Origin of the sequence: Aquitalea sp. ASV15 (genome assembly GCF_016429115.1) — a bacterium.
Taxonomy (GTDB): Bacteria; Pseudomonadota; Gammaproteobacteria; order Burkholderiales; family Chromobacteriaceae; genus Aquitalea; species Aquitalea magnusonii.
Window position 1 is genome coordinate 1 of sequence record NZ_JAELTZ010000011.1, and the last position, 12276, is coordinate 12276.

General features: G+C 55.4%; 14 protein-coding genes and 1 pseudogene. 5 read left to right on the forward strand and 10 right to left on the reverse strand.

All coding sequences use genetic code 11. From position 1 onward, the window contains the following. Nucleotides 1-301: 301 nt before the first annotated feature. The 4 genes from JHD64_RS06565 to JHD64_RS22450 are packed head-to-tail and all read right to left on the reverse strand — an operon-like array spanning nucleotide 302 to nucleotide 5404. Entirely contained in the window at nucleotides 302-706 is a 405-nt protein-coding gene (locus JHD64_RS06565; RefSeq protein WP_199052657.1) for a hypothetical protein, read from the reverse strand. Further along, complete coding sequence (locus JHD64_RS06570) at nucleotides 703-2580, reverse strand: hypothetical protein (protein WP_199052658.1); 1878 nt, start codon at nucleotides 2578-2580, stop codon at nucleotides 703-705. The genes JHD64_RS06565 and JHD64_RS06570 overlap by 4 nt, the downstream gene beginning before the upstream one ends. Then, complete coding sequence (locus JHD64_RS06575; protein WP_199052659.1) at nucleotides 2577-4226, reverse strand: hypothetical protein; 1650 nt, start codon at nucleotides 4224-4226, stop codon at nucleotides 2577-2579. Before JHD64_RS06575 ends, JHD64_RS06570 begins: the two co-directional genes overlap by 4 nt. A gap of 5 nt (nucleotides 4227-4231) precedes the next feature. Beyond that, complete coding sequence (locus tag JHD64_RS22450; RefSeq protein WP_199052660.1) at nucleotides 4232-5404, reverse strand: site-specific integrase; 1173 nt, start codon at nucleotides 5402-5404, stop codon at nucleotides 4232-4234. 160 nt (nucleotides 5405-5564) lie between these two features. On the opposite strand from JHD64_RS22450, the gene JHD64_RS22200 reads away from it, so the two are divergent. From JHD64_RS22200 to JHD64_RS06590, 3 genes and pseudogenes are all read left to right on the forward strand, one after another. Beyond that, the gene (locus JHD64_RS22200) at nucleotides 5565-5696 is read left to right on the forward strand and encodes a hypothetical protein (RefSeq protein WP_255524327.1); all 132 of its coding nucleotides are present in this window, start codon (nucleotides 5565-5567) and stop codon (nucleotides 5694-5696) included. Between the two features lie 82 nt (nucleotides 5697-5778). Then, a pseudogene (locus tag JHD64_RS06585) lies at nucleotides 5779-6467 on the forward strand (IS5 family transposase); the annotation flags it as partial. Between the two features lie 507 nt (nucleotides 6468-6974). Further along, the gene (locus JHD64_RS06590; RefSeq protein ID WP_199052661.1) at nucleotides 6975-7364 is read left to right on the forward strand and encodes a hypothetical protein; all 390 of its coding nucleotides are present in this window, start codon (nucleotides 6975-6977) and stop codon (nucleotides 7362-7364) included. 155 nt (nucleotides 7365-7519) lie between these two features. Here the strand turns inward: JHD64_RS06590 and JHD64_RS22205 are convergent, their stop codons facing one another. The 6 genes from JHD64_RS22205 to JHD64_RS06615 all read right to left on the reverse strand — a co-directional run bounded on the left by JHD64_RS22205 (nucleotide 7520) and on the right by JHD64_RS06615 (nucleotide 10756). Continuing rightward, nucleotides 7520-7642, reverse strand: a complete 123-nt coding sequence (locus JHD64_RS22205; protein WP_255524328.1) for a hypothetical protein — start codon at nucleotides 7640-7642, stop codon at nucleotides 7520-7522. 43 nt (nucleotides 7643-7685) lie between these two features. Next, nucleotides 7686-8357: a tyrosine-type recombinase/integrase gene (locus JHD64_RS06595; RefSeq protein WP_199052662.1), complete on the reverse strand. Its 672-nt coding sequence runs from the start codon at nucleotides 8355-8357 to the stop codon at nucleotides 7686-7688. 16 nt (nucleotides 8358-8373) lie between these two features. Further along, entirely contained in the window at nucleotides 8374-8583 is a 210-nt protein-coding gene (locus JHD64_RS06600; RefSeq protein WP_199052663.1) for an Arm DNA-binding domain-containing protein, read from the reverse strand. A gap of 52 nt (nucleotides 8584-8635) precedes the next feature. After that, the gene (locus tag JHD64_RS06605) at nucleotides 8636-9415 is read right to left on the reverse strand and encodes an SDR family NAD(P)-dependent oxidoreductase (RefSeq protein ID WP_199052664.1); all 780 of its coding nucleotides are present in this window, start codon (nucleotides 9413-9415) and stop codon (nucleotides 8636-8638) included. Next, nucleotides 9412-10197, reverse strand: coding sequence for an SDR family NAD(P)-dependent oxidoreductase (locus JHD64_RS06610; protein WP_370540938.1), 786 nt, complete (start codon nucleotides 10195-10197; stop codon nucleotides 9412-9414). Before JHD64_RS06610 ends, JHD64_RS06605 begins: the two co-directional genes overlap by 4 nt. Nucleotides 10198-10423: 226 nt before the next feature. Further along, nucleotides 10424-10756: a multidrug efflux SMR transporter gene (locus JHD64_RS06615; protein ID WP_199052666.1), complete on the reverse strand. Its 333-nt coding sequence runs from the start codon at nucleotides 10754-10756 to the stop codon at nucleotides 10424-10426. Between the two features lie 550 nt (nucleotides 10757-11306). On the opposite strand from JHD64_RS06615, the gene JHD64_RS06620 reads away from it, so the two are divergent. Beyond that, nucleotides 11307-11669: a hypothetical protein gene (locus JHD64_RS06620; RefSeq protein ID WP_199052667.1), complete on the forward strand. Its 363-nt coding sequence runs from the start codon at nucleotides 11307-11309 to the stop codon at nucleotides 11667-11669. A gap of 150 nt (nucleotides 11670-11819) precedes the next feature. Further along, nucleotides 11820-12239 (forward strand): hypothetical protein, encoded by a 420-nt coding sequence (locus tag JHD64_RS06625; RefSeq protein ID WP_199052668.1) that lies wholly within the window; start codon nucleotides 11820-11822, stop codon nucleotides 12237-12239. The last annotated feature ends 37 nt before the right edge of the window (nucleotides 12240-12276 follow it).

Sequence of the window (12276 nt, forward strand, 5' to 3'; positions counted from 1 at the left end):
TGTTAATGTCTCGTGGGCTCGGAGATGTGTATAAGAGACAGGTCAGAATCCTCTCCGGTATGGTCAGTTTGGTAGGGTACGCGACATCCGGATAGCAACTGAGGAAGGCATCAAACAGTTAACGAGAGCGGTGCTGCCGAGAGCGCCTGAGAAAGCGGTCGCGCTGACTACAACGGAGAAGGCGACGCACCGCAACCGGGTGAGGCTTACACGTAAAACATTACTCGAGGCGAATCACCCAACTGAAAATCTAGTTAAATGCAAGCCAAGCCACAGTTTCAAGCACATGCCGCGATTCTTATTAGTTCTTTGGAAAGGCACGAACATTTCCAGCAGTCGACATGGCTTTCAACTTTTCATTTTCAGCCGACAATACCTCATTGATGGAGGCGAGATCAGCAATCATGGCCTTTGCCGCCCTAAGCTCGACGCGCAAGGCATGTAACTTGTCCCGTTCAGCTTTGAGCTTTTGATGTTTAGCGTCGCGCTGGGCCCGACTTGAGCGACCTTGTATCTCTCGGATGATTTCCGCGATTCCGGGATAAATATTGTGGATTAGCGCTGTACTCACACCGGCCTCGCGAGCAACCGAGGTGATGGTGAGTTTGACGGCGTTAGTACGCGACCGGCCACATTGAATTCGTTTGATGGCAAGGTGTAGTTCTTTAGTCCTGGCTTCGATACTGAGCCGCTTGGAGTCGGTCATAGTGTCGGCTTCTGCTGCTCAGGGTCGTACCCAAGGTCTTGCAACACCTTGGCGCATCGTGCGAGGTCCCTCTTTACCCGGTTGCGCCCACTTTCGCCTATATCTTCAAGGTCTTTGAGTAATGCAAGCTGGTCGTAAAGACGCTGATAAATGGGAATATGCACAGGTTCAATAATTGAATGGGAACAATCTGAGCAGCGGATTCGGTCAAGACCACCATTTCCGATGCAATCAATGCCACTATCAGCCGTACACCATGCGTGGCCGTTGGATCGAATAGAAATATTTTCTGCAATTGTTTGAACCATATCAGCTTGGCTTGCAAAGAGGTGAATATCGTCACGTCGGCGCCACTTTGTAAAGCTATTTCCCGCCCCACCTGATAGGGGCATATTCACATTAGTCCATTCAGCAATTTTACCTTCCCGTAGTATGTCAAGATCATCTAATACGTCAATGAATAATGCCATCTCTTGTGCTTCGTTGAGCGCGTAGAGTAAGGTCATGTCCATGGCCCAGTGTTTAAAGTGTTGCTTAAGGTAGCGAAGATCGCCTAGCTTGCTCCTCGCAGCGTAGTTGGCAAATTTTCGGCGGAATTGATGGCTTGCAAACTTCCAGACAATGCCGTTCTTTTTCGCAAAAGTATTTAGGTGACTATTCCACGACATAAGAGAAAGAGTCCGCACCAGATTGTTCTTTTTAGTATCCACTCCTAAAAAGACCGCATCACGATGGGCCTGCGCCTCCGCGATGCCTGTATCGGCTGGATTGGCAATACGCCGCTGCGCTATTTCATGATCAATCATAGCCTGGAAAGGTACTGCCCAGCGATCCATGACCTTTAGAGCAGTGACAGCTTCTTCTGGAATCATCCATGCTGTGTGACCTGCATCAGTCTTCATCGATCGGGAATTGAACCACCAGTATTCCTCGCCGTCTTCGGCTTCCGTCTTGTAACAGGCATCACGTTGAATAAAGGCAATCTCGTGATTTCTACAGCCAGATAAGCTAGCAACAATGATGTAGCAAGCGGTTCGAATGTCACGAACTTCGCTTCGCAATTTACGAACCCCAAGAAACCAGCCTTGCGATTTTAAGAATTTATTTGACGCATCGTTTACAGTTCTAGGATCCCGACCCTGATATCGCTGTTCAATCATCTGTACTGAATCTCGAAGCGAAAGAAGTTGTTCATGTTGAGCGATACAATCCTGAGCGGCTGCAAACAAGGAGCAGAACACCTCATCAGGAATCAATGGGGTAGTCGAATTACGTGTAGAGTAGGCCGTCGCGCTGGCGGTACCGGCCTTAATCGCCGCAGACGACTCCGGCCAAGGAGGCTGCAGCATAGGATCATCCGTATGTTGGCTAAGCTCGAATAAAGCTTCAACAGCTTCGTATAGCTTGGTGAGAAAAGCCTTTGATAACGGCTTCGAGCGTGCTGACTTACGCTCAGCACAGGCCTGAGCGTAAGTAGCACATAACATGGGCGTTACGTCACATACCCGCCTAATATGCAAGGACTCAAGAAATGAAAAAAATGGTAGCGCATTGGTGAATAGAACCTTCATCGAGCTTGCGCCAGGACGCGTGCTGCCGGCGCGACCACGTCGTTGATACCGATACAGCATTGCCTTGAATTGAGAGCGAAAATCATAAGGCACTTTGTTGAAGTCCAAGCGGCGCTGATTCGCATGGCGATTGGTAGGTCCTCCAGAAAGGATCCACACATCGTCACCGTAGCGACTTAAGACTTGCCATATCCCATCAACATGGACTGTTGTGATAATAAGCTCGTCCCGGGCTTCCGGTACCAATCCACTGCAATCAAGTGGCTGGTCGATAAAATGCCAATTGGCCGTGGTAGTTGTCAATCGATGGACTCCAGCATATCCCGGGCGGCCCAGTAGGGATGAGGCGCGACCTTAGCCGTATCACGTGCAGAATCGACCTGCGCCTGTGTGAAAATTTTTCTACGGACGCCAAAATCGGCAATATCTCGATCAATCAAGCGAACAATATGGCCGTATACTTCCGCCCACTTCCGTTTGCCTACAAGATTGCGCTCTCGTACTATCAACCAATAGAAGGAAAACACCTTGTGTAAGTCGTCTGCTGTTACAACATAGTTCTTGCAGCGTATACACGATAGGAAGTTGAAGCACGTTCCGCCGTTTTTAGGAGCGAACTGCCCGTGCTTGTTATCGGAGCATTGGCCAGATGGTGTTCTATCTTGTGTGCTAAGGCTTCCACTCCCAAGTTCGTTGGCAAGGAGCACCCCCATGAATTTCCAGTTTTTTGCGGCATGCTCGCCGGGCGTCATGTAATGGCGGTCTGCAACGATAGCAGAATGCCCTGTTGCCTTTGCAGCAACGACAAGACTACCGTTAGCCAACTCGAAAACTCGATTCTCAAACGTCTTTCTCAGGCGCGAGATATTTACAACCAGAGGCTGCTCATTAGCGTCACGTAGACCCGATTTTGTTACTAGGGACTTGATAGAGAGCAACAAGGTGTTATTAGTTAAAACGGTTACTGGCCTATCACGGTTGTGCCTTCTGGGTGGAAACAGCCAAAGCCGGTCGCGTAAGTAGTTTGGTGCATGCAGCCGTAGCGGAGCGGTAAGCTGCTGAACACGTTCAATAAGACGAACGGTATCAGTCATGACCCCGACGTGCCCTGCGATGTCTTTCGTGTCGCGCACAGCTACCTTATTGGTGTTGTTGCCACGGCGTTTGTATACAACTAGCAGTTTCATGCCACTTTTGGGGTGCGCTTGAAGACAATCCGTGGTCATTTCTAGCAGGGGTGCAGTATTTCTTCCTGTGCGCAATGCCACGGCCCACAGGGCGCAGGCCAGTAAATGGCCCGTTAATTTACAGTCGTCGCGGTAAAGCTCTGACAACTCTGCATTCAGCGCGAGTATCAATGCCTTGCGCTCACGGGTTGAAAGCGGATCCTCTGCCGTGAATTTTCGATTCGTATTGGGGAATGGATTTTTGGGGAATGTGGCCTTATCTCCACTGTGATTGATTTTCAAGCCCCGCTTGCCGAGGGCGACCAGTACGGATTTGGACCTTGTATACCAATTTTTCTGCACCGTGGTCTTCGTGCCTGTGCTTTTCAGATACAGCAGGAAACCATCAATCAGATCACGGTCGACATCTGCTAAACCAAGAGAGTGAGCTTTCGTGCTCGCGACCAGCGCGCAGTAGGAGAGGAAGTGATGTAGCCCGCCACTACAGTACGCTACTATCGTCGCGATGGAGCAATCCCCCTCTCCAGTTGCGAGGAAACGCTCAATTTGGAGCTGACAGGCACTGGTAACGTCATCAATACCTACACCGTACCACCGAGCAAAATCAAAAGTGCGCCTGAGCGTTGCATTTCCATCCGCTGGAAAGTCAACGATGGTGCGGCGCTGACATGCCACTTGTGAGGCATTTTCCCCTTTGAGTAGATGAGCTGTGCTAACGTGTCCAGTCAGGTCAGATCGCTCAAAAGTCTTCTTGCCAGCCATTCAGTTCAGGTCTCCGTGCACCAGTTGGTGATCTCTTCATCAAAAGCAAGCACGGCATCGTCCACCAGTGAATCAACTAAATGGGCGTAAATCATTGTTGTTTGGATGGATACGTGACCAAGCTGTTGCTGCAAGAAAACCAGCGGCTCGAAACTCCGTTTTCCACCTTGCAAGGCGTGCAAGGTGTATGTCGCATAAGTGTGACGTAGCTTGTGAGGATGTACATCAACACCCACCAAGTTACCGATTTCCCGGATGATGCGTTCAAGTCGTTTTCCACCCGCCGCAAAAGGTTCACCAAACTGATTGAGAAACAGTGCATGGTGTTGTTGGCCAGATAGGCGGGCACGTTCACCACGGACATGCACGTGGTACTGCCAGAGATCGGACATGAAGTTGCGGCTAATTGTAATGTTGCGTGGTCTGCTGCCCTTGGTCTGCATGCCAGTGCCATCATTGGGGTCAAGCCAGATTTGAATATTGCGAGCAGTTTGGCCCGACGTGGCCGGATCGAACACGTAGTCGACTGGGAACGTGGCAATTTCCTGCCGACGCATCCCCGTGTGCAATCCCATGCGCAATATCATCTTGTGGTGCCGATTGCATGGTACAGAGAGCAGTAGGCGAATTTCATCTCGGCTGAGAAGCTTGGGTAGTAGCTTCTGGCTCTTTGGCATGACATCTTTGGCGAGCGTCATGCCGCCAGAGCTGTCAATGTGGCTAAACAAGTTGTCGGCCGCGCCTCGAAACACGGATTCAAGATGAAACGGCACGTCGCTGATCCACTTATGCTGGGCTGCATACTCATAGAACTTACACACATAGTTCAACCGTTGCCGTACTGTGTTTCTGGATAGCTTGACGGTTCTTAGGCAATAGTCCCTATACGCAGCGATGATGCTTGAGGATTCTCCCAGGCAGACTTTGTCCCATCGAAGATCATGGGCCTGGAGGAATCCGTAGTAGTCGTATAAAGCTTGACCTACTACCAACCATGTCTTATTTGATCCAACACGACCACGCTCAACCAAGTAATAGCGAAGGAAGGAGTTAACTTCGCTGACACCCCGCATGGAGTCATGGAGCAGGATCGGAAAGCCGGCGTAGGTGACTCCATTGATCTTGAAGCTATTAGTAGCCCAAATAAGTTCCATATCAACATCTGTGAAAAAAGCCACGAAGGCGGTAGCTACATTGATAGACCAATAAGGTAACGGCTTTCAAGCCCCATATCACCTGATCGCCCTGAGCATAGGCGGAGCGCCGCGCGACCCGCAAAACCTGTGGCCACAGCCGCGCAAGAGCGAATGGAATGCCGCCAAGAAAGACCAGCTGGAAGTGGTGCTGTATCGCATGGTGTGTGATGGCAGCCTGCCGCTGGCCACCGCCCAGCAAACCATGGCCACAAACTGGATAGCTGCATGGAAGCTGTATGTGGCAGGCAATCAGGCCCTGGGCAAGGGCATGTAGATTAGCAGGCTGTTGAAATACTGGCGCCTCGTGTACCGATCAGCGACGATGCGGACAAACACTCACGACGGAAGGTTGCACGATGCGTGGAGCAGACGGTTATAACGAAGCCTTCTTCACCACCATCCGGCTGGAGGAATTCGTTCCGGCCAACCATCCACTGCGGCTCATCCGCACCTGGCTCAACGAAGCCCTCACCAAAATGGATGCCCGCTTCTCGGCAATGTACCAGGCCGATGTCAAAGGTGGACGACCAAGCATTGCCCCTGAGAAACTGATGCGCGCCATGTTGCTCCAGGTGCTGTACAGCATCCGCAGCGAGCGGCTGCTGGTCGAACAGATTTCCTACAACCTGCTGTTCCGCTGGTTCGTCGGCCTCGCCATCGAAGACCCCGTGTGGAACCACTCCGTATTCAGCAAGAATCGTGACCGGCAGATGACCTTTGATGCCGTCACCGAATTGTTCAATACCACTGTCGAGATGGCTGCCAGTAAGGGGCTGCTATCGGGTGAACATTTCAGCGTCGATGGCACCTTGATCCAGGCATGGGCCAGCCATAAAAGTGTGCGCCGCAAGGACGGAAGTGATGATGACCGCCCCCCAACTGGCATGGCGAGAAGCGCAGTGACGCCAGTCATGCTTCGGTCACCGATCCAGACAGCAAGCTGTACCGCAAAAGCAGTGTCGCACCGGCGCAGCTGAGCTACCTGGGTCATGTGCTGACCGACAATCGTCACGGACTGGTGGTCAATGTGCGCGCCAGCACCGCCGTGAGCAGGTCGTTATCGGGGAAATCCACCCCGCCAGCACCGTCTGATAAGGGATTCTGCCTTGAACTGGCTGTGGGGACGGCAGCTGGGGGCGATGTGAAGGATGGGTCATGCGCAAGCAAAAGAAGGAATACGCCCGGCTGACGGGCATTTCAACAGCCTGCTAAGGCTGTGGCAGTGGCTGGAGGGCGGTGGGCCTGCGGCGCCTGCTGCCGTGCCTGCGTTGGCGCCAGCGGCTGCGGCTGAGCCGCCGGTGGCGCAGGGTGAGGCGTACCTGGCCACGCTGCGCTTCCCCTCAGCCGCAGCGTTGGGCGGCAATGCCGGTGATCCTGTCCTTGATGCAGCAGCATGGGGCCGAGTTGGCAGGGGCGAGGGTGGGTTAGGGCTTGGCCTGGTGAGTCAGGGATGGCGCAGCCTGCGGGCTGCGTTTTTGTTGGGCATGAGGGGTGTCTCCAGACATGCTCCTGTGCTATCTTGCGGCTTTGTTTATTGGATTGGCGTAGAGCAATGCGTATCAATGGTGTGCAGCATAAGTTCAGGCTGGAATCGGCTTATCAGTTGATCAGCCTGCTAGCGACGTTCGGCTTTTGGGGGCGGAACCTGAGTTCGCCGGTTGGCTGGCAATGGGGTCTTGCTTGTGTGGTGTTGGCTTTTCTGGCGATGTGCGTGGTGCAGCGCTCTGCCAAAGGCACGGACTATGAAGGGAATATGGGCTGGGGAGAGCTGTTTCTGAAAGTGGGATCGAATGCCATGTTCGCCAATCTGGTGGTGTACATTGCGACGGGTGATCGTGATGGCATGCACTTTCTGGAAGGCATGGTGTTTTTGGTGCCGTTTTCGATGTTCGGCATTCATTTGCTGGGGAGCCGCTTCAAGTATCGCTTCCCCAGCTTTTGAGTGGGCGGAGCGGCCGCGCCTGGTGGCTTTGCAGTGTTGTGTAACCAAAGCCTGCTGGAGCAGGCTTTTTTGTTGCTGTTGAATATTGGTAGGGAGATGAAGCGCAGCCTGGGGGGCTGCGTTTTTTATTGGTTACGTCAGTGGCGACTTTGTGTTTATTCAGCCTTGAGTGGTTCGGCCAGTTTGTCCAGATAGTCGGCATAGTCCTGCATCATCTGGCGACGTTGCTCCAGGTACTTGGCGTGGTTGTAGCCGGCCTTGACCTTGTTTCTTTCCATGTGAGCGAGCTAGATTTCGATGACGCGTTCGTCGTGGTCCAGCTCATGAAGCAGGGTGGAGGCGGTGGAGCGGAAGCTGTGTCCGGAGATGAGGTGTTTGTAGCCGATGCTCGCGATGACAGTGTTGATGGTAGTGGCGGAGATGCCTTCCTGCGGCTGGCGGGAGTTGGCCGGTGAGGCCGTGCAGGTCGCCCAGCAGATCCAGCGCTTGGCGTGACAGGGGGGCGATGTGGTCGCTGCCCATTTTCATTTTGTGGCCGGGGATGCGCCATAGGCGTGCTTCCCAGTTGATGTTGCTCCATTCGGCGTTGCGGATTTCTGCTGTGCGGAAAAAGGTGTAAAGCATGAGGAGTGTGGCAGGCTTGGCGATGCCGTAGCCGGTGTAGTTGCGCAGGAAGTCCGGAATGGCGTCGATGGGCAGTGGTGGATGGTGGCGCACCACCGTGCGTTTGACCAGCTGGCCGAGCGCGGCGGTGGGGTCGGTTTGGCAGCGCAGGGTGGTGATGTCGTAGCGGAACACGGCACCTATCCATTGGCGCAGGTTGCGGGCTACGGCTCTGGCGTTGCGGTCCAGTACCGGGCGGGGGGCTTCCAGCACCTGGACGGGGTTGATGTCGGCCAGGGGAAGGTCGCCCAGTTTGGGGTGGGCGTCGTGGGTGAGGGTTTTTTCGACCTGACGGGCGTAGCCTGCGGTCCAGTGGGTATTGCTGGCCATCCACTCGGTGGCTACGTCACGAAAGGTCAGCCCTTGTCGTGCCCGCTGCTGATTTCTTTTGCAGGTTGGGGTTGATGCCGCGCTCAACCAGGGCGCGGGCTTCGGTGAGTAATTTGCGCGCCTCTGCCGCCCCGACGGCGGGGTATTCGCCAATAGTGTACATGCTGGGTTTGCCATCGATACGGAAGCGGTAGCGCCAGTACTTTTGCCCGCTGGCGGTGAGCAACTGGCGGCTGGGAGAGGGCAGATACGCCCGGTACGGCAGGCAGGGCTCTGGTTCAATACCCTGCGGTCAGGCCGAAATCCAGCATGACACTGGCGCCAGTCACCCCGGCACAGGCGGGAGACAGTAGCCAGAGCACATGGTCCGCCACTTCGGCGGGTGTCAGGAAGCGGGCCTTGTCCTGTTGAGGATAGTGCGCCATCAGCCGGCGGTAGTAGCTTTCCGGATCGCCCTCGCCGTAGCGCGCAGCCTGAAACTCCAGCATGGGAGAGAAAATGTCGGACGGGCACAGCGCGTTGACACGGATGCCACTGGGCGCCAATTCCCTGGCCAGCGCCTTGCTCATGACGGTGACGCCCCCTTTGCTGGCGCAGTAAATGGCGGCACCGGCATTGCCGATCACGCCCGCATCGGAACTGATATTGACGATGGCCCCCTGCGTTTCACGCAAGGCCGGAATGGCGCGGCTGCAAAGAAAGAACACTGCTTTGAGATTGATGTCCACGCAATGCTGCCATTCGTCCTCGCTGGCCAGCTCGCTCGGTCCTTCCACCCATACCCCTGCGCAGTTGGCCAGCCCGTCCAGCCGGCCATATTGCTGCAGGCTGAAGTCAATCAGTGCTTGAGCGTTTTCCGCCTGGCGCAAGTCAACGGCAAGGGCGGCAGCGCCCAGCTGGTCGGCGCGCACTTGCAGGCGCTCGCGCTGCACATCGGTCATGACCACCCTGGCGCCCAGCGACAGCAATTTCTCCGCAACGCTCCCGCCCACCCCGCCGGCGGCACCGGTTACCAGATAGACGCGTCCGGCAAACAGATTCTGGCTGAATGGTGTCATCCCTTGCGCTCCTGCAGACAGTTGGCACCATCGACCACCAGCATTTCACCATGGATGTAGCTGGCGGCGGGCATGGCGAGAAATACAATGGCCGCTGCCATTTCTTCCGGGGTACCGGCGCGGCCCATGGGGGTATGCATTGCGGCCTGGTGCTCTGCCTCGGTCTGGGATGCCGTGGCCACCCAGCCTGGCGCGACACAGTTGACGGTAATGCCCTTGTGGCCCACTTCCAGCGCGAGTGCGCGGCTCATGCCCACCATGCCGGCCTTTGCCGCGCTGTATGCCACTTCGCCGGGGTTGGCCACCACTGGGCCGGTGACCGAAGCGACGTTGATGATGCGGCCATGGCCGCTTGCCAGCATGCCGGGCAGCACGCGCCGCGTCAGCAGATAGCAAGTATCGAGATTGCGCTGAAGGGTTTTTGTCCAGTCGCGATCTTCCAGCATGTCAAATGTTGTGAATGCTTCGGCTTGCCCTTCCTGCGTCATGCCGGCGTTATTCACCAGAATATCGATGCGCGCAAAGTCCTGGGCCACCTGCTTTAACAAATGGTCTGTTTCAGCAGCAACGGTAAGGTCTGCGATATACCCCTGTGCCCTTATGCCTTGTTGGCGCAGTGCAGCCGCACGTTCGTGGATGCGCGGGCCTGTAGCGCACAGCGCAACGCTGCAGCCCAGCTCGCCAAGCAGCCTGGCGGTGGCAAAGCCGATACCTTCCGCACTGCCTGCGCCACTGATGAGCGCAGTCTTTCCCTGCAAGCTGAACAGCGGGTGCGCTGCCACGGGGAGTGTCCTTGTCCTGGTCATTTTCGTCCTTTGTGATCAAACTTGTTAAAATAATATCCATAAAATCGAAAAATATGTTTTATTTATTCATGTATATGATCAAATATTGGTGAGCATTCATCATCCTGGTAACAGCGGTTCCGCCAGTTGCCCGCCACGCGCTCGCCTTTCTGCTAGCTGCGGGCAAGCGGCGCAGGGGCATGTCTTTGACCAGATGGCAGGTTTAGGAGGGGCTTAAATTGAGCGCGACGACGCCGCCAACGATTAAGGCAATGCCAATCAGTCGAAGCGGTGCCGTTGACTCTCCGAAGCAAAGAATTCCCAGAAGGGCAATCAGTACCGTTCCGAATCCGGCCCATACCGCATATGCCAAGCCGACTTCAAGATGGCGAACGGATACGGACATGAGCCAAATGGCACTTGCATAACAAAGGGTGACGATGATGGAAGGCGCGGTGCGGGTGAATCCGTCGGAATAGCGTAGTGCAACGGTGCCTAAGACTTCTGCGATCACGCTGGCGGCAAGGAAAAGCCAGGAAAATGCTTGTGAGCTCATGATGCTCCCCAAAGCCTGCGCTTATACCGAGCGCGGCTAGAGGGATGAGAGCGGTACCCCAAATTCAGTTGCCACTATACCAGTGTTGTGAACGGCTTGGTGAAGCGGGCCTCTTGTGGCAGATGCCCCGCGCTGTGCAAGCGCTCTGCGTGTCTGTGCAGCTGAATATCCTGAATGGTGCATGTCTGCATGGGCCGGATCGCTAAGAGGATGCAGTAGCCGTTAGCAGCACCATCAATGATCGCGCCGGAACCGTATCGCCGGTCTGGCGGAAGGCCTGGTTTGGCAATATGATATTGGAATTGGCAGGGCTCGGTCGATAATGCTGTTGCTGGCCAGCGCCACGGCTTCCGCACAGATTTGCAGCTGCACAGCCCGCAAACCGGCTGGCCTGGCTATCGCAAGGAGCCTGACAACGCGATTCGGTATGGATGCGCAGCCGGGTGCGGCGGCGACTGCGAGCACGCCTCAATAGCACCCGTCATGACTCCGGCCTGGCCGGGCAGGGCGGTTCGATGCATTTTCCAGGTCATTAATCATAGAGAAGTCCATGCATATCCTACTTTCCGATCACGGCACCTTGCGTAAAGTCCGTTTCAGTCGGCCATCTTTGGTCACCATGCTGGCTGGTCATGTCGAGGCGATCACCCGCCAGCAGCCGCTGATTTTCCTGCAACTAGCGCTGCCCACCATGCTGGGCTTGTTCCTGGCCCGCGCACTGGGCGACTCCATCTTGCTGGCGGCGCTGGCGTATTTTCTGCCCTGCCTGTTTTGGTCACGCTACAGTGATGCCTTTTATATCCGCACATTGATGGACAGGGAGTGGTCCTTTGCCGATAGCGCCGAGAACAACCGCCATGTGGCCGATGCCTTGGGCATTGAGCTGATGGCGGGAGAGAACGGGGCGGACTAGCTGAAGGGTGAATCGAATGACAATCATGCTGGTGGCAGCGCGCACCCTGCTGGCGGTGACTTGTAGCGCACCAGCCATGGATAAAAACATGCCTTCACGCCGCCATTTGCTGAAGGCCATCCACCTGTTTCCTGCAGAAAGCCCATCCAGATGACCCACCAGTCCACCACCACCCCATCCTCAGCAGGACTTGCCCGCTTCGACATCTTGTTGCGGCTGTGGGCCGCGGCCGCAGTCTGTTCCGCACTGTCGCACATGATCCAGCCTGCGTGGACGGCCGCCGGCACCACCTGGGCGCTGTCCGCGCACTGGCAGCGGGAAATTGCCTATTTCGACCTGTTTGTCGCCTTGATCTTTGCCTGGGCGGCCCATCAGCCGGAGCTGCGCATCAAGCGCAATGTCACCTTGCTGCTGTGTGGCTTGTCATTACTACTGGGAGAAAATCACCTGGAAGGCTGGCTGGCAGCACCCAAGGTATTCCATGTGCTGTTTGCCCTGGGCAATGCGCTGGCCGTGCTATGGGGCGCGCTGGCCTGCTGGAGCGTGCGCGCTGCCGTGTCGCCTGAATAATGACCAGGCTCGGCCTTGGGCTGGCCGGAAACCTGCT

Excerpts from the sequence above, each read along its gene's own strand:
- JHD64_RS06565 (WP_199052657.1), bottom strand. The coding sequence starts at position 706 with ATGACCGACTCCAAGCGGCTCAGTATCGAAGCCAGGACTAAAGAACTA.
- JHD64_RS06595 (WP_199052662.1), bottom strand. The coding sequence starts at position 8,357 with ATGGCCAGCAATACCCACTGGACCGCAGGCTACGCCCGTCAGGTCGAA.
- JHD64_RS22205 (WP_255524328.1), bottom strand. The coding sequence starts at position 7,642 with ATGGAAAGAAACAAGGTCAAGGCCGGCTACAACCACGCCAAGTACCTG.
- JHD64_RS06620 (WP_199052667.1), top strand. The coding sequence starts at position 11,307 with ATGCATATCCTACTTTCCGATCACGGCACCTTGCGTAAAGTCCGTTTC.
- JHD64_RS06625 (WP_199052668.1), top strand. The coding sequence starts at position 11,820 with ATGACCCACCAGTCCACCACCACCCCATCCTCAGCAGGACTTGCCCGC.
- JHD64_RS06575 (WP_199052659.1), bottom strand. The coding sequence starts at position 4,226 with ATGGCTGGCAAGAAGACTTTTGAGCGATCTGACCTGACTGGACACGTT.
- JHD64_RS06605 (WP_199052664.1), bottom strand. The coding sequence starts at position 9,415 with ATGACACCATTCAGCCAGAATCTGTTTGCCGGACGCGTCTATCTGGTA.
- JHD64_RS06590 (WP_199052661.1), top strand. The coding sequence starts at position 6,975 with ATGCGTATCAATGGTGTGCAGCATAAGTTCAGGCTGGAATCGGCTTAT.
- JHD64_RS06615 (WP_199052666.1), bottom strand. The coding sequence starts at position 10,756 with ATGAGCTCACAAGCATTTTCCTGGCTTTTCCTTGCCGCCAGCGTGATC.